13 protein-coding genes are annotated in these 18,467 nt (G+C 34.1%); 1 reads left to right on the forward strand and 12 read right to left on the reverse strand.

Annotated features, from left to right (window positions below):
- The first annotated feature begins 468 nt into the window (after window positions 1–468).
- On the forward strand, window positions 469–1,356 hold the full coding sequence (locus MTO68_RS18500) for a LysR family transcriptional regulator (RefSeq protein WP_244013857.1): 888 nt from the start codon (window positions 469–471) through the stop codon (window positions 1,354–1,356).
- A gap of 52 nt (window positions 1,357–1,408) precedes the next feature.
- Here MTO68_RS18500 and MTO68_RS18505 read toward each other — a convergent pair whose 3' ends face one another.
- From MTO68_RS18505 to MTO68_RS18560, 12 genes are all read right to left on the reverse strand, one after another.
- Window positions 1,409–2,671, reverse strand: a complete 1,263-nt coding sequence (locus MTO68_RS18505) for an OprD family outer membrane porin (RefSeq protein ID WP_244013859.1) — start codon at window positions 2,669–2,671, stop codon at window positions 1,409–1,411.
- A gap of 87 nt (window positions 2,672–2,758) precedes the next feature.
- Entirely contained in the window at window positions 2,759–4,105 is a 1,347-nt protein-coding gene (locus MTO68_RS18510; protein ID WP_244013861.1) for an aromatic acid/H+ symport family MFS transporter, read from the reverse strand.
- A 63-nt stretch (window positions 4,106–4,168) separates the two neighbouring features.
- On the reverse strand, window positions 4,169–5,152 hold the full coding sequence (locus tag MTO68_RS18515; RefSeq protein WP_244013863.1) for an amidohydrolase family protein: 984 nt from the start codon (window positions 5,150–5,152) through the stop codon (window positions 4,169–4,171).
- Window positions 5,153–5,660: 508 nt separating this feature from the next.
- Window positions 5,661–6,761: a patatin-like phospholipase family protein gene (locus MTO68_RS18520; protein ID WP_244013865.1), complete on the reverse strand. Its 1,101-nt coding sequence runs from the start codon at window positions 6,759–6,761 to the stop codon at window positions 5,661–5,663.
- On the reverse strand, window positions 6,754–7,665 hold the full coding sequence (locus MTO68_RS18525) for a YjcZ-like family protein (protein ID WP_244013867.1): 912 nt from the start codon (window positions 7,663–7,665) through the stop codon (window positions 6,754–6,756). The genes MTO68_RS18520 and MTO68_RS18525 overlap by 8 nt, the downstream gene beginning before the upstream one ends.
- Entirely contained in the window at window positions 7,662–10,127 is a 2,466-nt protein-coding gene (locus MTO68_RS18530) for a dynamin family protein (protein WP_244013869.1), read from the reverse strand. Before MTO68_RS18530 ends, MTO68_RS18525 begins: the two co-directional genes overlap by 4 nt.
- A gap of 37 nt (window positions 10,128–10,164) precedes the next feature.
- Window positions 10,165–10,362 carry a hypothetical protein gene (locus MTO68_RS18535; RefSeq protein ID WP_244013870.1) on the reverse strand — a complete coding sequence of 66 codons (198 nt, stop codon included), beginning with the start codon at window positions 10,360–10,362 and terminating at the stop codon, window positions 10,165–10,167.
- 9 nt (window positions 10,363–10,371) lie between these two features.
- Entirely contained in the window at window positions 10,372–11,271 is a 900-nt protein-coding gene (locus tag MTO68_RS18540) for a transcriptional regulator (RefSeq protein WP_244013872.1), read from the reverse strand.
- A 483-nt stretch (window positions 11,272–11,754) separates the two neighbouring features.
- Window positions 11,755–13,086: an McrC family protein gene (locus MTO68_RS18545; RefSeq protein WP_244013874.1), complete on the reverse strand. Its 1,332-nt coding sequence runs from the start codon at window positions 13,084–13,086 to the stop codon at window positions 11,755–11,757.
- 13 nt (window positions 13,087–13,099) lie between these two features.
- Window positions 13,100–15,418 (reverse strand): AAA family ATPase, encoded by a 2,319-nt coding sequence (locus MTO68_RS18550; RefSeq protein ID WP_244013876.1) that lies wholly within the window; start codon window positions 15,416–15,418, stop codon window positions 13,100–13,102.
- A 79-nt stretch (window positions 15,419–15,497) separates the two neighbouring features.
- Complete coding sequence (locus tag MTO68_RS18555) at window positions 15,498–16,856, reverse strand: restriction endonuclease subunit S (protein ID WP_244013878.1); 1,359 nt, start codon at window positions 16,854–16,856, stop codon at window positions 15,498–15,500.
- On the reverse strand, window positions 16,853–18,415 hold the full coding sequence (locus MTO68_RS18560; protein ID WP_004817391.1) for an N-6 DNA methylase: 1,563 nt from the start codon (window positions 18,413–18,415) through the stop codon (window positions 16,853–16,855). Before MTO68_RS18560 ends, MTO68_RS18555 begins: the two co-directional genes overlap by 4 nt.
- Window positions 18,416–18,467: the final 52 nt, after the last annotated feature.

Consider the following 18,467-nt stretch of genomic DNA (forward strand, 5'->3'; position numbering starts at 1 on the left):
ATGTGTTGAAACTGGTCACGCAGTATTTATCTAACCTTCTTGCTAATTTATTGAATGTTATTTGTGCGCACTCCTCTTTTTTTTGCTTTACAGGCTGAGTATTTAATGAAAAATACTTACCATACTGCTCAATACAGAAGTTCTTTGATTTAGTTTTAAAAGAATCATATTTTTCTATGGCATATTTAGCTATAACACTTTTTATTCAATTTTATTTACAGTTTTTAAATTAAACTTATATTTTTCAAAATATTAATTTTTCTCACAACCATCCTAACTACTGTTATAATGACCATTGTAAGTCAAATCGCTATTTTTAAATTTTAATAAAATTGGGATTTTTGAAAAAAATAAAAAGTTAGCAACTCATCAAACACTTCAAATTTAATTTTTAAAAGCATCAATTATATTTTGGACAAAGGTGTGCTATGCAAAAATTAAATTGATTTATGCTACGGAAAGCAAATTATGCAAGATGAAATTAGTGATTTAGATTTTTTTATAACATTAGCCTCATCAAAATCAATGACGCGTGCTTCCATTGAAATGGATATTCCCCTGCCGACAGTAAGCAGAAAGTTAGCAAAACTTGAATATTTTTATGGTAAGAGACTTATTAACAGATCTGCTAGACAATTTGATTTAACCGAGGCTGGGAAACTATTATTAGATCGCAGTATTTACATATCATCTTTAATGAAACAAGTTCATGAAGAGGTTTCTCAAAATGTGAATTCTTTTGCAGGTAAATTACGTATTGGTAGCTTAAATTATCTTGGGCGTAGTAAGTTAGGTGATTTAATAGCAAAATTCAGCGTACCGCATCCAAATCTAGAAATCGAACTCATTCTTTCTGACTCGAAAATGGATCTTGTGGAAAATGAACTTGATATCCTTTTTCAACTCGAACAACCCAATAATGTAATCTACAACTCAGAGGTTTTACTCGATACTAGACGTATATTCTGTGCTTCACCCAAATATTTTAATAAATTTGGCTATCCTACACATCCCTTAGACTTACTCAATCATCGCTGCATTTGCCTAATAAGAAATCGTCACATATATCAAGATTGGAAATACAGTATAAATGACGAAATATTTGAGGTTCATGTACACCCTTATTTAAAGAGTAATAATGCCGAAGTTACACACCAATGGATGATTCAAGGATTTGGTATCGGATATCGTTTATATCACGAGGTCAAACAAGAATTAGAAGAAGGTATATTAATTGAGTGTTTTAAAGACAATCATTCATCTGAATTATCTCTTTACATGGTGTATTCAAAATTAAAAAAGAGAGAGGTTGTTAAAGATTTTATTAACTTTACCAAAGATAATATTAATTATTGAATTTTGGAATGTTATAAGTGAACCACCGATAACATTCCATTTATTTTATGCTTTAAAATTGCCATGTGTAATCAACATTGACTCTCGTCTCATTGGCGGGTCTGAATACGATTCTCTCATTAGGTAAATCATTACGATAACGCGTATAGCGAGCACGGATACCAACGCCCTTGAGCATTCCACGAGGTATACGATAATTTAGATCAAAATCATAAGAATCTTCTTCAAGTAACTCACCCTTTAACCAAGGAATTTCAATATCAGTTCCTTGACTATATCTCGCCATAAATTTTAAACCATCTAAAGCAGTATCTTTAAAATCATAGTCATATCGAACACTGATAACTTTTTCATTTTGATTGGTAAAATCAGCACTTATACTATCCATAAATACTGCGGGTTCCGCATGCCCCAATGTCGGCATTGCGGTATCGCCTAAAGAGTGCATATATCCTAAACTCAAGGTATGATTATGAATATTTAAACCGACGATCCCACTTAAATGCTGATTGTCAATTTTCCCTGCTAATTCTTTTCCAGCATCTTCACTAAGAAACGCTCTAAAATCACCAAGAACATGACCGATTCCGACATTATGTTTGGTTTTGACACCAATAAAATTTTGAGAATATACATCATGCAAATTTACGTGATATAGATCTGCTTTAACGCCTTCACTAAATTGATATTCAGCACCAAGCATATATAAGCCTGAAGACTCAGCAGCTATTTTAAATCGGCCATTGATATTTCCTATACGAATTTTTTCATAGTTCGTTGAGTCCCTATGATTGACTCGATCGACATATAATCCATGAAGCTTAAGATCTTTTACTTGATTAAACTGCAAGTGTACACCGCGGTAATTCTGTTGGAATAACCGTGCAGGACTTGAAAAAATTACTGGAAACATCGGCGAAAGTGTCCCGATATGAACTGTCGAATCATTTACCTTGGTTTTCAGGGTCCAACGCAACTCTCCTGTTTGATCAGGACGCTCATTGTTTCTATCTACAGGCAATAAACCTGAAGCAGCATAATCTTTATTATTTCCCATAAGATTAAAACCTGCTAAAGCAAGAACATCCAAGCCAAAGCCTACATTTCCGCTGGTATATCCAGATTTAGCATTTAGGATAAAACCTTGAGCCCAATCTCTTGCTGCAGGATATGGAACATTATTTATGTAATCTCTATCAAAGTAATAATTTTTTGTCGTTAACGATATTTTACGATCTTTGATAAATTCAGCATTTGTAATTGTGGGAAGCGTAGTCGTGAAGCCGACTAATCCAAGAAAAAATATATTCTTCATGATATGTACCTATTTTTACTTAAATCTTTAAGGTGTAAAAATCCTGACTACCTGAAAATAATTGAGGTAGTCGTTATTGTTTTTTATTTAAACTTTTGAAGTTTGAGGAATTGTCACGTTAGAAGTTGAATAACGCCCTTTCAAATAAAGCGCTAGCGCCGAAATTAAAATAGGCACTGCAAGTACGAAGAAAATACCACTCATACCGAGATTAAATGTGAAAATATAAGCGCCGAAAAATGCCCCGAAAATAGCACCAAAACGGCCTAATCCGTGCATCCATGAAACACCAACTCCACGGCATTCTGCAGGATAAAATATCGCAGCTAAAGATGGCAATGAGGATTGTGCACCAACCAAACCAGCGCCAGCCAAGAAAATAAATAATGCGAGTAAATAAATATTTTGGGTAAGAAATCCTGTTATAACGAATAATACGGCTGATATAAAATATGCAAAAGTGATGGTTTTATTCATGTCATACTTACTCATAAACCAACCAATGAGAATTGTTCCTGCAACGCCACCAAATGGGAAAACTGCTGTGACTAAACTAAACTGTTCTGGTGTAAATCCTGATTCCTTAAGTAGCGTGGGCATCCAGCTTGTAAGTACATAAAATACCAATAAACTCATAAAGCAGCAGAGCCACATCATTGCAGAGGGTACAATAAACTTGCCGACGACAAGACCAACGGGATTGGTATTTTTTTCATTTAATTCAGCATCTAGAGGTGTAACAGGAACTAATTTTGCATCGATAAATTTACCCTGTATATTTTTTACAATTTCTAATGCTTCGACTTGTCCTTGTTTTTTAATCAAAAAATGTAGCGATTCTTTTAAAAGAAAAATTGATACAACGGCAACCACTACAGGAATAGCCCCGCCTATATATAGCACCATTTTCCAACCATGATTTGATAAAAGTCCTGCTGATAAAACACCACCAATCGTAATACCAAGCGGTAGTGCACAAAATAATAAATTCACCATCCATGCACGGCGATGTGCTGGCATATATTCAGATACAAGTGTTGCAGCATTTGGCATTGCAGCGCCAAGTCCTAATCCCGTTAGGAATCGATATATCACCATTTCAGTCGTGTTATTTGAAGTACCTGTCAGTATGGTTAAAACGCCAAAAATAAATGCCGAACCAATGATGACCCATTTTCTTCCAATCTTATCTGCTAATATTCCTGCAAATATTGCTCCAATCGCCATTCCTATTAAGGCAACACTCATCACTGGGCGTAGATCATTTTTAGTGATCCCCCAATCATCTAACAATGCAGGAGCGATAAACCCAACTACCCCCGTATCAATACCGTCTGCTAGAATCACCAAAAAACAAAGTATAAATATTATCCACTGTTGCAGAGATAATTTTCTAGTATCAACGGCTTGCTGTATATCTAGTATTATTTTCATCATAAAATCCTTTTACTGCATTAAAAATGCCAATAACAATCATTGTTATTGGCTTGAGCTACTTTAAATGCTTAACTTGAATAATTTGTGTGCATTATGACGGCCTATTTTTTCTCGATCATTCTCACCAATTTCGGCATGATCAAACCAATGTGTCGCTTCTTCCATGTCTTCAAATGGATAATCACTTGAGAATAAAACACGATCAGATCCAATTTCATCAATTGCATTTTTCATGGTAATTGTTCGAAAGTTACCACTTGTTGTTAAATAAAAATTCTTACGGAAATAATCAATAAATGGTTTTTCTGCTTTTACACCGAGTGGATTACGACCATTCGCCGATGCCCAATGCGATGTACGCCAAATATTATTTTGAATTAACTCGCCTAGATGTCCTAAAATAATATTAATATTTGGATACTTATCAAATAAACCTGAACCAATTAAACGTAGCGCATGTACACCTGTTTCAACTGAGAATGACCATGCAGGACCCATTAACCAAGGATGATCTTTGATACCCAATTGCTGACTTAAAAGTGGATTACGCGGGTGTAAATAAAATGGTACATCGAGTTTAGCAAGCTCACTCCAAAAATCTAAATATTCCTCAGCATCATAATATTTTGCTGTTTCATCATTATTTAAATTTGAGAAGCCATTTACTAGAGCACCCGCAAAACCGAGTTCTGTTATGCAGCGATTGAGTTCTTTTGTCGCTGCTTCTGGATCTTGTAATGGTAATGCAGCAAAAGCTCCAAAACGATCAGGATGTTTAGCGATTAATTCCGCTAAGGTGTCGTTTGCAATTTTTGCAACTTCAACAGCTCTTTTGGGATCTGGTATCGCTTGAATCGCTGGTGCATTTAAAGAAATGATTGAGTATTCAATACCCGTTTCATTCATACGGCGTAAACGTTCACCAGTTATATCTAGTAATTGACTCCGCTTAGTTCTCCAAACATCTGGTACAAAGAATCGTTCCGAATCACCAAGTGTCTCTTGAATTGCAAAATGTTCTTCTAAAGCAATCTTCCCTTTCATTTACCACTCCATAACTTATTAAAGGTATAGACGTAGCTTAGGTGGATTAAAAAAATACGAGAACATTAATTATGGAAACTTAACTTTCATTTTATGAAAGCTAAATTATTTTGATCGACTTGGACATCGCTTGCAAATATTAATTTAAGCGATTAGTGATAGTGCGTGATTTTCAAATAATGCCTGTCCATGTCCATGATAGATGTTTAGGCATTAAAAAAGCCCTGAAACCATTAAATTTCAAGGCTTTATTAAGTTTCATGATACATCGTATAACTAAGTGATAGATCATGATTTACAAATTTGGTGGAGATGGCGGGAGTTGAACTCAAAATCTAAGTAATTCATTTAAAAGCCATTTTTATGAATAAATATTATTCTTTCTCCAAATTATATTTGGTGCCCTGAGAAACTTATGAATATTTTAAAAATTGAATAACTTTGGTAGAGAATATAATTTAATAACTATAAAATCCTTAAAAATATTCTCTCTAATTATTATGTTTAATTAAAGTTGCTTCATAACTTCATCCAACTGAGCTTCAGTTTTATGCAATACATCAAGCCTATTATTGAGAACCTCACTATTTTTCTTCATATCACTAATACTTGATAAAACATGCATCACTTTGACTATTTCTTTTTTGGCATCGATATAACCTTGTTTTCTCAGCAACTCTATATTTTCTTTTGAAAAATCTAAAAGTTTAGAAAATGATAAATCTATATCTTGACTTGGTCTAATTTCTAAAATATTAATATCTGGATAATCATGTCTATGCCAAAGTGAGCCATGATCTAAATGTGAAACAATAATATGAGTACATCCAGCCTCAATTAAAGGAGTAATTGGTGTATTCCCTTGCGACTTTAGAGCTCCTCCCAAACCACCATCTATAAATCTATTTCCCTTCCCATCTTTCTGAGGTAGGAAAATAAGTGGTAAAGCTGCAGAAGCAAGAATATAACTTTTCTGCTCATCTTTAGTTAAATCTTGAATTTTGTAAAACTCAGAAAATTGATTATCCACTCCCAGAAATTCTGCTTTTAAAAAACTCACAGTTGCAGCTAAAGTTTCCTTTAATCTATCAATTGCATCTTCATAATCTTTAATTTTATAAGTTGATATATAGAAAGGAATTGAATCATTCAAACACTCAAGGTTTAAAAACTGTTCCATCATTTCTGACAAAGGCTCTTGTTTACAAACACCCTCTAAGTTTTTAAGATCCAAACGCTCAAAAGCAAGTGCCAATAATGTTGCAGGGACTCCTACTGGGGTAGCAAGTCTTAGACCTGAAGCTAGTAAAAGGCTAATATAAGTTGATATATCAATATTCTTTTTCAAACCAAAAAAGTCAGATAAAGACTCTTTTCCTTTAAATTGGATTGGTTGTATATCTGGAAGCTTATCCCAAAGTTTTTCAAGATGAACTAGCCCTAATGACTGATCTTTTGCCGAAAGTAATACCGCTCCATTTAAAGCACCAATACTTGCACCAGATAGCATATCAATTTGAATACCTAACTCTTGTAAGGCTTTAATTACCCCTACATGATAAGCACCTTTTGCACCACCTCCCGAAAGTACTAATCCTAATTTAGCCATTTTTTCGCACCTTAAAAAATTCATTAATCATACTATCTGCAACTGTATTGATATCAGCAACATGAAAAGGTAAATGATAAATTTCAGGTTTTTTTATTTCCAGTTCGTCCAAAGTATTCCACTGAGTCGCTAAAAAAGTGTTTGGTACAATTGTAGGTTTAGCCAAACTCCAATCTCCTATATATTCTAGAAGCTCATACTGGCTTTGGCCTTGCTTTTCACTGTATAACCAATCTTCACGTAAAAAAATCTGATCTTCTTTTGTTGCTCCAAATTCATTTTTCAGCTGAATGACTAATTTATTTCTTAACAATTTTAAATAATCATCTCTGTTCGGAAAACTAGCAACTTTAGAAAAATTTCCCCAATACAAGTTATCCAAGGTAATATAAGATTTCGCCATTATCGAATAATTTTTTAAATCCCCCGCTTCCCAAGATGTAAAAACTAAATCTAATTGTGTTTTAGCAGCATCCGTTGTTTTCAATACCTGAACATCTTGCATTAACTCCTGTGTATGCTGGCTTAGAATTCCAACTTGATCGCGAATATCAATTACAACATTTGCGACTTTTGCTAAATGTTGTTGAGTTTTACTTAAAGAGTTTGAAATCTGTGAAATAGCAACAGAATGTTCATTTATATTATGCGATAAAGAATTCAACCATCCTTCACACGCACGTAATCCTGTAAGTACATGATCATTTAAATGCGCTTGTCGTAAATATGCTTTACCTGAAACAGCATCAAAAAAACGGTTACTGTGCGATGAACGCTTTTTAATAACACTTTGTAAATCTTGGGAAATACTAATACCATTCACAAAATCAACAATTAATTTTTCATTTAAGAATTTAAATTCAGAAGATTGATCTTGTATTAACAAGTTTTCAAATGAACTCATAATACGTCCCCAGCAAGTATGACAGGTAAATACTTTTTGACTGTGTTAATTTCAATTTGAATAGATTTATTAGTTTTATCTATATCATTCATCATATCTTTACGCATTTTCTTTTGCTCATATGGTAGTTGTTCAGCCTCATATGCAACTTGAAGCTCATTGATAAGCTCTTCTACCTGCTTAGTAACTATATTTAAATCTATTTCTAATTGAGCATTAAACTCTTTGAAACATTTCTCTAAATGCACTTGGATTGGTCCAACTAGAAAATTTAAAAGCATTTTTTCTAATTCTTGATTAAGCTGATTAAAACTTAACTCCTTATAAACTGTCTCAATAGTTTCATACCCCCAATCTGTATTAAAAAATTTACCAGCCCATCTTCTTGCACCAGCAAAAGTTGAGGTAGATTCGATACGTCTAATTTCCATTTTTTCCGTAGATAACTCAGAAAAGTTTATTTTCATAGAAGCTTGAGTGGACGTGAAATTAATATCTAAAGGGCTGAGTTTAATTTCAATACCAGCTTTACCAAATTCTTGACTAATCTTTGATATATCTCCAATGATTTCAGTATTAATTTTCTGAATAGCAAAATTAAAGTCTTTCAAAATAGGATTTAACATTGCCTCTAAGGATTGTTTAAAATCCAACTCCAACAATTGAGTCTTTTGTTCTATTTGAAGATTCAATTGCTCCATTTCATTTTTCTTTAATTTAATTACCCCACCTACAAAGGCTTTTTGTAAATCGTCCAACTCTGCTTTTAACTTACTCTTATCTTTTGCATAATTTTCATTTAAAATTAGAAACTTATACACCTTACCGAGATTTGATCTACCTACTCTATTATCATATTCTTCCTCTTTTCTCTCTGTAAATAGTTTTATCGTCCTATAAATTTCACTTTTAATAACAGATGGACTATCTTCTTCAAATTTTTTAAATTTTTCAGATATTTCCTCTGATGACTTTTTTATTGTTTTATTTACCTTTACTAAGGAAGTATCGGCATGTTCTTTTAATAACTTTCTATCTTTATCTAACTTTGATAAAGACTCTTTAAGTTTATTTAACTCCTCCTCCGTCATCTGATATTCTTTATTGAAATACCCATGAACACTAAAATAATTGGCAATATTAGTAAAAATATTATCCACATCACGTAGTGCAGATTGCATTGCAATTTGAGGAGCATTTTTATAACTTTCTTGAATAACATTTTCCAAAGGCAATGCCATTTGGCTATCAGTAGCCAAACTTTGGCTATCTTCTAAGATTTCATGAAGCTCTGAACTTTCCCACATACGCTTTGCTCTCGTACCAAAAGCTTTTTTAGCAAAATCTTGTACCCATTCCATTTCATCAAAATTAGGTTTTTCTTGATATAAATTAATATAGTTCTCAATTCGAGTTGCTAAAAAAGCATCTTGTGCAGAAATACAATAAATATTCTGGGAATGAATTTTATCTTTCAATAAATCATTATGAACAATGCTTTTTGTCGTATCTTGATCATCACCATTTGCATTTTTTTGGTCAAATTTATTTACTAAAGCAAATAATCGATCTTTTTCTATTTTTGGTAATTTATCTAACTCTTCACGAATATCAGCATCAGCTTGTGATTTAAGCTGAGTATAGTCCATTACTACCATTACAGCAGAACTGCGTTTTAGTTGCTGCTCAAAGATTTCTTTTAACTCAGGTAAATTGGCTTCATTTGGCCCTGGAGTATCTAATAATACTAAATTTCCTAATTGTTCATCTTGTTGAGCTAGCTCTGTGAATTCAACATTAATGCGAGGTAACGAGTTAATTTCTTTATATGCTGAGAATGGAAAACTAAATTCAGGATAATCATCCACAATAATTCTGGACAGTCGAACCAAATCATTCAAGCTTGCTAAAAAACTAAAAATGGCTTCTTCACCCTTATAGTTGTTTTTAAACTTATATCCAGCCTGAATATTTTTAATTAATCCGACAATTTCCTTATAACTTGATACTCTCTCATCTTGAGCATATTGCATCAACTGAAGTTTTTTTAATTTAGAAATATAGTCATTAATTGATTTAACATTACATGTTAATGTTGGTTCCTTTTGACCTTTTGAATGTGCAATTAGCGTTGGTAGAGAGGTCATTGGACGATTACGATTTGGTAAAATTTCCCGTCCTACAATTGCATTAATTGTCGTAGATTTACCCGCTTTCATTGTTCCTACAACGGCTAAAACCACCTCAAAATTTTCTAATTTTGTATATTCACCTTGTAATACACTTTTCATTTCTGGAATAGTTTTGCTGTCGAACACTAAAGGTTTTTCTGAATTGTGTTCAGGAACCAAACTATTCTTTTCCAACTCAGCTAAAAGTTGCTGCTGATTAAACAGAACTTTTTGAAGCTGCTTTTTCAACCCACCAAGTAAAGCTACATTTGAAACACTCTGCCCCATCATACGACCCTCAATATAAGTTTATTAAACTAAAAATACTTCAATTAAAAAATTTATGAATTAATTGTAATGACTCTTTTACCCAATCTAATGACTCCGCCTTTTCCACAACAACCATTTGAATTTGACATTTTTTACATACTGGAAAGAAAATAATTACATCACTTTTCGGCGCAAAAATTTCTGTTCTTTTGCATTTAGGACATATGACTTTCATTGGTGCAGGTTTCCATGCCATGATATTCACCTAACCTGTCAAATAATATTTCAGTTCTCTGTCCAGCTCGTATTGCAAGTGTTCTGGGCTGACAATTCGAACATGTGGAATCCAGAATTTCACTAAAGGTAACAACTGCATATTATGGCTAATTAGGCTAGAAACTATCAGTCTTCCATCACCCAATTCATCAACGATTTTTTGCTCTGGTAATAAGCGGCGCTGTTTAAAATAACTGACTGCATCAGGATGTACAGATAAAATCACTTCTTTCTTTTCCTGCCCGAACCAAATACTGTCATCATCTTCCACAAGTTTTACAATATTTTGATCTGGAATAAATTGAGAATACTCATGTGGGGAGGGAGTGAGTTGAATATGCGAAATACGATAAGTACGCAGTTGATCCTTTCTAACTGCCGCCAAATACCAACTACCGTGGTGATGAATTAAACGATAAGGCTGAACTAATCTTGGTTCACCCTTATATAAAAAACCTATTTGCTGATGTTCCTGAATTGCTTTACCAAATACTTTAAATAATTCTGTAAATTGGCTTACATCTTCAAACGAGTAACCTTTAGCGCTATAAATCTGTTGTGCACGACTGTCTAAAAGCTCACGTAAAAAAGACATATCCAATGATGGATATAAATCACTAATGCCTGAAAGCTGAGCAAAATTACGAATATCTTTTGTACTAATTTTTCCTAAATAGGTGGCTTCCAAATAATATTTTTTATTTGCTTCATCTTGTAATAATGGTAAATACGCATTTAGGCGATCAAAGTCTCGCGAAATAGTACGTGTACTTACTCCAAATTCAGATGCTAATTCTTTTATACTCAGTTGATACCCCATATTTAATTTTGTTAAAATATTGGCTAACCGATCGGCTAAACGCTCATGAATAGAATCATCACGTTGCATAAAATTTTCTCAGAAGATTTAAACAATGTTATAAAGTTTGGTTTATTTATACGATTGAAATATAACACATTAAAACACAAAAAATCACACCAAATCACATAAAATTATTATTCAAATTTAATTGAGATATGGTTTAATCTTTCTAAATAACGCTCTAAATGCAACATCGCCAAGTAAAACACTATTAACTTAGATGGCTTTATCTTTCCAAGTATGAACTCTTTGAAGATACGTCTTAAAGCATTAACGCTATGTTTACATGTAAATGGGGTAAGACATATCTTCATCATTAGTTCCTTTCAATATCTGGCTTTTACATTCAAGTGATTGCTCAAAACAATCAATCAAGTGAATAAGCTAAAGATAGGAAACTCAAATGACAGGTTATGTCATAGTACTTTAAAATTTATTTATTTTTAGATGCCTTACAAACTAAAGCAAAAAATTAAGTCTTCGAGAAACTAAAATGAAATCACATAGTAATTAGATCTGTTGAACACTCGTACTATTTGATACCCAATCTATAAATCTTTCCCCCTTTTCACATCCCACTTCAATATCTAAGTCAAAGGGTAAAATCCGTAAAATTGACTCACCAAATTTAAACTTAAAATCCTGTAAAGGTTGATGAAAAATATCTCCCCGAGCAGGATAAACCATCAACACTTCATGGGTATGATTCAAATAAAAAGCACTATAAGCAAACATTTGCTGAATATCACTGTCCTTAAGCCCATAGCGACCACCTTGATCCATTGGGTTGAGTAATTTCCATTTAGTATCAACAACTTTAATTGCATTAGTCTCAGTATTTAGCTGCTTCATAAATATATCTGGTCTTAGTCTAAATATTGATTTATTTCTTTGTAGACACATATGTGCGGTACTATGCTGAGTATGAATCTCCCACTCTTTTTGCGAATTTCTTAAAAAATACGCAACATAATATTCAAATAGTTTTTCCATAGGGAACAATAAGCTCATACCTCGCCAATCTCCTTGGGTAGAAACTGGCATGTATTCACCTAATATCAACTCCGTCCATGGCTTTATCTCTGCATAAAGTGCCAATAGCCGCCCAGATTGCCACTGTTTAAAATCTTGTTTGATATTAATACTTTTTGGAATCTCACCAGTCATTAAACGTAATTCTTGTGCAAGCTTCCAATTTCCAGCATCTTTAGTCTTTTTACAAACAACTTCTAATGCTGTTTTAATTAACCGATTTTCTGGCCGATTGACTTCATATACATCATGTTCAATTGGAAATACATGCTTTTGGGATGGGGGCTGACGCATATATTTGACATGCTGTAATTGTCCTCTTAGATACTTCTGTTGTTCTTGAACACGGTTATAATCAAAACGTAAACCACGCTGAATCAATTGCTCAAAGCATCTTAAAAACTGGCTAATGATCCACTCATGTAGTGGCTGTCTGAACTTTTTTAAATCTGCAGCTCCAGCCTTTCGATAGGGTAAATGTAATGAAACGCTAAGCATTTTTTGCAATAGTCTGCGCTCTTGCTGGATCACACTTTGCTCATCGCCTATACCAAATTCCACATGCTTAGGTAAAATTTCAATGCGTGTACCACACGACGTTTCAATTATACCCACATGTTGATCAAGCTTCAGTTTCCTACGGCCAGCTAGCTCAAAAACTTTCGCGCCATGTTTTGAAAATGATGCAGACAAATCACATAAATGCTCAAAGGCGCTTTCCGGAATATAAGCATGATCAATGCTAGATTGTGGACACCCCTTATATTGAACACTGATAAATGCATATTCTCGTACTGTAAAGTCAGACATATTTTTATTCTTATTAACCTAATATCTTTTTAAATGCGTCAATCGTTTTAAATGCGTCATCGTTTATTCTCCAAACTTTCTTTCGCTCGGAATAGTCGGTATCTAATTGAGCATCTGCTGGGAATAAACTTGATATATTGATCTCTTTATCTTCAGTGATCATATCATTTTGAAATAATACTAAATTGATTTTCCCCCAATCATCAAAGAAGTATTCTTGAAGTTGAGGGATAATTTTGTGTTTAAAAATATGCGCTAAATTGTCTCGTGTTGCCTGTTCTTTTAAAGACATAAAATTAGCATGACCGATACAATGATCACGATCTAGTAAAACTTCGATCCGTTGATTGATTACTTTCAACAGCTCTTCAATGTCTAGCCCCTCCACAATCACACCGTTTAATAGTTCAGGCTTTGGCGGCATTTCAATAAAGGTAAAACGACGGCGTAAAGCAATATCCAAACCTGTTAAAGAGCGATCTGAGGAGTTCATGGTACCAATAATGTAGACGTTTTCAGGTACAGAAAATTCTTCTTTTGAATATGACAAAGTCACTGATAAAGCTTCTTCAGCACCTTCACGCTTTGAATCCTCTATCAGCGTAATAAGTTCACCAAAAATCCGGGAAATATTACCGCGGTTGATTTCATCGATAATTAATATATATGGCTTAGGCTTTTCAACCACTGTTTCATATTCAAGCTTAGAATGTAAGGTATTTGCAATTGCCCACTCATAACTGGTTTTGCTAATAATAGTGTTTGATTTTGTCTTGAGATAGTTACGGATATATCGAATTGATAGTGAGACATTACTACCTGTAGAGGTGAGGGCAAATAAAGTACCAGATGTATTACTACTCACTCGAAACTCAACACCACGCTTGGTATGAAAAATAATTTCTTCAGTTTTAGCTCGATTAATTAGATTATCGATTGCTCTGTGAATGCTGATTTCTGTTGGAGCTAATTCATCAATTTGTTTTGATTCAATTTCAGCTTCTGCATCTTCACAAAGTTCCTTAAATACACCAGATTTAACATCATAAGTTAACTGACCAATATCATTAGTTTCAGCTCGAATTCCTTCTACAAAATCTTCATAACTGAAACTTTGATGGAACGTGACAAATTTGATTCGTCCTTCTTTCTTTAGTTGATCAAATCTATTCTTTAATTTTTCACGATCAATCTTTTCAAGTGCAGATAATTCCTGCGTGTCAATAATTGATAAAGCATGGCTAATCGTATGGTAAGTTTTACCTGTACCTGCTGCGCCAAATAAAATACGGTTTAAAGCTTTTTCCATTATCTTTTTTCCATTTTTTGAATTTTCTAAAGTGTTCGCTTGATCATTATGTAGATTATTTTCATACCAATCACAGAACTTTTCTAACTCATCTAAATTGCTAATAAGAATAGAAAACACACGATTACCAATATCTAATGATTTGGCATGTGTAGATAGATGGTGGTGACGTGTATCAGTTTCTAAGTATTCTTTCTTGATGGATAACTTAAGTTCTTCAGGTGGCTGAGCATCACAAATTATCACTGGCGTTTTTGATTTTGGATCTAAAGCAAATTCTCGCCCTAATGGTGTTTTGAAAGTAGCTATGTGAACAGTACCTGAATATGTATTTGGATATCTGTCTTGCAAATAACTAACGGCCCTCTTTGCATTAAAACCTGTTGCGACTTTCTCGGCATAAATATCCCACAAAAACATATTCAGCCAAAAGATGTCTGTAGTATGCGACTCAAGTTCTTCTTTAAATGCTTCTCTTATTTTTTTTACTAAATATATATTCTGCTGATACCAGTTTTTTTCTCTAATCTCTGGTGGAAATTCAATAATATTTTGTTCATTAATATAATTGATAAACTCATTGAATTTCTTTCTATCTACAATTGTCGATACATCTAATGTACAAGATGCACATGCCCTATTAAATAACAGTGGTCTTTTAGTACTACCGAATTGATTTAACAACTGGCTGCCATAAATATTTAAAGCACTATAACTATGTTCAGTTGGATCTAATATTAGTTTTTCTACTACATTAAGAAATTCTGCATCTTTGATAATTTGTTCAAAAATATCATTTGCAATATTAGATTGCCCTTTAGATGCAATACCATTAGTACTATCTTTTAAAAGCTCGTTTAAAAAGGCTCTATCTTTTTCAAAACTTAGCTTATGCCCACTTTCTAGTTTTTTCCGTATAATCTGAACTTTATCAAAGGTACTTTGATAACTTTCTCGCCATGATTTTCCATCACCAGATTCAAGATAATCCTTAAGCCACTGCTTTAATACAACTATATTCACCACACCCTCATTTAATATTCTATTATTGTATATACCACAATAAAAACCAACCCAACCCCTTGAGCTGGTTTTTATTGTTTTAAACTTCTTTCTTTTTGCATGTATTTTTTACAGGTTTACTTGCTTCTCTTTCTGACTGAATTTTGGCAAGTAAAGCTTCCGCACTATTTACACCTGTAATCAGGTCTTGATGCTGCATACGCCACTCCGCAGTCAGTTCACCGCTAAAAGCTTTAGCCAAAATAGATTGTGTCAGTAAATTCACTTTTTTTTGGGCTGATTGAATCGTTTCTGCAATCTTATCTGCGTAAGTAAATAGTTTTGCTACTTTATGAGAAATTTCAACTTGTTCATCTAACGGTGGAAGGGCTATATCAATTTCTCTAACCTTATTTAAGTTTAAATTAGGCTGATTACCACCAGACGCTGCCTTACGAATATTTTCGTAATTTTCTTGCAATCTTATTTTTACAAATGATGTATAAGCAATTTCATAATTCACCAAAATAGCTGCACATGCTTGATTACAAGTAGCCTCAATTAATAACTCGGTCACTTGTCCCCTTGTTTTACCTTCGCCATACATAGCTAAGAGTAGAGTACCTTTAGGAAAAGGGATCAAATTACATTCCTTGGAAGCTATTTCAGAAATAAATTCATCAGCTTTATCACTAAAAGTATTTCCAGTAGCTGAACTTGTTAACCAAGGAATTGAAGCATTGTCCCAATATTTTGATTCTTTTCTGGATGGTGTTTTCCCTGTCTTTACAACTGCAATATCATTTAAGGTTTTATGCATCCAATTATTTGTTTCAAAAGTATCCCGCCACTCCTCCGTCAATTTCCCACTCACCGCATCCGCCAAAACTGACTGACGGAATTTTTTAAGAATGGCAGGTATCGCATCTAAACGGGCTTTTATCTGCTCCACTTGCGCAAGCATCATATCAAGCTGACGAACAATTTCTTGTTGTTCGTTTAGAGATGGTAAATAAATTGTGTGAGCTTTAATAATCTGCTGAGAAATATTTGGTTGAGCACCACCTTTACCCTTTGCAATAAATGAATCTTTTTCATTTTTTAAAAAGTAATATAAATATTCTGTGGGAGTGGCTATAGGTGTACCAACTGCACAGGCTTGGTTTGTAGTTGCATCAATTCCCAATATTGATGTTTTACCAATGGTTGCTCCGTACATTGCCATAATGACAGAGCCTTTTTTGAAGAATTTTGCACTAGAGTTTTTAATAGCATCTTCTGTAATAAACTCAGTTGCTTGAGTAACATATTTATCACCCAAATCCCCTGTTTTAATCCATGGCACATCACCACCATAATAACTAGCATTTTTTCGTGAAGGTGTACCGCCTGATCCCCACTCAGCAATTTGATCTAAAGTAGTTTCAAACCACTCAACAGGCAAATTATTTAAACTCATGCCTGTTCACCATTTGCAAAACCCAACACATCAGCCAAAAGCTGTTTTTGTATATTGGCTTCATCTGCTTGCCCCAACGCCTGCATCAATGCATCCAGCTCAACCAATGCTTGAGTCAGTTCCGACATTGCCTCACTTGCCAACACATGCGGTTCAGGCAAATTCGCAGCATCCACAGCGTCATTGTCTTTTAACCATGAAATATCTAAGGAATCGCCTTTTTGTTCCTTAATCCATTCACGGCTAAATTTACGCCAACGGCTATTTTCAAGCGTTTGCTCTTGGCTCTCTTCCGTTAACGACCATTCACCTTCCATACGTGGTGAAAGACCTTTAGCATCAGTGCCATAAACTGCTTCAAAACCTTTTAAATAATTTTCAGTAAATGGCGTACGCTTACCAAAACTTGGCATATTGGTACGTAGGTCATACACCCACGTCTCAGTGGTACAGTTTTCATCTTGCAAAGGATTAACTTCAGTACCTTTGGTAAAGAACAACACATTGGTTTTTACGCCTTGTGCATAGAAAATCCCTGTCGGTAAACGCAGAATAGTATGCACATTACACTTGTTCATCAGATCTTTGCGAATTGACGTGCCTTGCCCAGCTTCAAACAATACGTTATCTGGCAATACCACAGCAGCACGACCACCCGGTTTTAAATTCTTATAAATATGCTGTAAGAATGCCAATTGCTTATTCGAAGTATTAAATGGCAAATCATCACGGGTAATACTGGCTTCACCACCTTTAGATGTGCCAAATGGAGGATTGGCTAAAATCACATCTGCTTTTGCTAAGTTTTCTCCGACAGGTCCTAACGAGTTACCGAGTTTAATTGCACCTTGCTCACCACCAATATCATGCAGCAAGCAGTTCATTTGTGCTAGACGGCGGGTATTTGGAACAAGTTCAACCCCTGTAAATGCTTTCAGTGTATAAAACTGAGTTTCAGCTTCTGTTAAAGCATAAAGATCATTATGCTGTTTTATATAAGCATCCGATGAAATTAAAAAACCTGCTGTACCACATGCAGGGTCTTGAATCACTTCATTCGGCTGTGGTTGTACACAACGTACAATGCTGTTAATCAAAGGTCGTGGGGTAAAATACTGACCTGCGCCTGACTTGGTTTCAGTCGCATTTTTCTCAAGCAGGCCTTCGTATAAATCACCCAAACCATCAGCTTTAATACTAAACCAATCCAATTGATCAAAAGCATTGATCAATTGCTGTAAATGGCGTGGCTCACGTAGCCGTGTTTGTGCATTGGCATAAATTGAGGAAATCAATTCATGCTGACTTTGTGACAAGTCCAACAGCATTTGCTTATAGAATGTCAATAAATTAAGTCCATTATGTTCTTTTAAATGTTCCCATTTATATTTTTCAGGATAAATTTTGGAAAGCGTTGAAAACTCGTCATCCAACTCATCCACCATTTTGACAAACAGTAACATCACCAACTCAGAGACATAATCGCTATAGTTAATCCCGTCATCCTTTAAAACATCACAAAGATTCCAGAGCTTTTGTACGATATCGTTTTGGGTCATGTTGTGTACTTCATCAAAAAATTTAAAATAAGTTTGTCACATTGTAACAGTT

It is taken from the genome of Acinetobacter sp. NyZ410 (assembly GCF_022828975.1).
Lineage (GTDB): Bacteria > Pseudomonadota > Gammaproteobacteria > Pseudomonadales > Moraxellaceae > Acinetobacter > Acinetobacter guillouiae.

What these genes read in the sequence shown, in the direction of transcription:
- MTO68_RS18545 (WP_244013874.1), bottom strand. Translation starts at nt 13,086, where the DNA reads ATGTCTGACTTTACAGTACGAGAATATGCATTTATCAGTGTTCAATAT.
- MTO68_RS18510 (WP_244013861.1), bottom strand. Translation starts at nt 4,105, where the DNA reads ATGAAAATAATACTAGATATACAGCAAGCCGTTGATACTAGAAAATTA.
- MTO68_RS18555 (WP_244013878.1), bottom strand. Translation starts at nt 16,856, where the DNA reads ATGAGTTTAAATAATTTGCCTGTTGAGTGGTTTGAAACTACTTTAGAT.
- MTO68_RS18560 (WP_004817391.1), bottom strand. Translation starts at nt 18,415, where the DNA reads ATGACCCAAAACGATATCGTACAAAAGCTCTGGAATCTTTGTGATGTT.
- MTO68_RS18520 (WP_244013865.1), bottom strand. Translation starts at nt 6,761, where the DNA reads ATGGCTAAATTAGGATTAGTACTTTCGGGAGGTGGTGCAAAAGGTGCT.
- MTO68_RS18540 (WP_244013872.1), bottom strand. Translation starts at nt 11,271, where the DNA reads ATGCAACGTGATGATTCTATTCATGAGCGTTTAGCCGATCGGTTAGCC.
- MTO68_RS18515 (WP_244013863.1), bottom strand. Translation starts at nt 5,152, where the DNA reads ATGAAAGGGAAGATTGCTTTAGAAGAACATTTTGCAATTCAAGAGACA.
- MTO68_RS18530 (WP_244013869.1), bottom strand. Translation starts at nt 10,127, where the DNA reads ATGATGGGGCAGAGTGTTTCAAATGTAGCTTTACTTGGTGGGTTGAAA.
- MTO68_RS18525 (WP_244013867.1), bottom strand. Translation starts at nt 7,665, where the DNA reads ATGAGTTCATTTGAAAACTTGTTAATACAAGATCAATCTTCTGAATTT.
- MTO68_RS18505 (WP_244013859.1), bottom strand. Translation starts at nt 2,671, where the DNA reads ATGAAGAATATATTTTTTCTTGGATTAGTCGGCTTCACGACTACGCTT.
- MTO68_RS18500 (WP_244013857.1), top strand. Translation starts at nt 469, where the DNA reads ATGCAAGATGAAATTAGTGATTTAGATTTTTTTATAACATTAGCCTCA.
- MTO68_RS18535 (WP_244013870.1), bottom strand. Translation starts at nt 10,362, where the DNA reads ATGGCATGGAAACCTGCACCAATGAAAGTCATATGTCCTAAATGCAAA.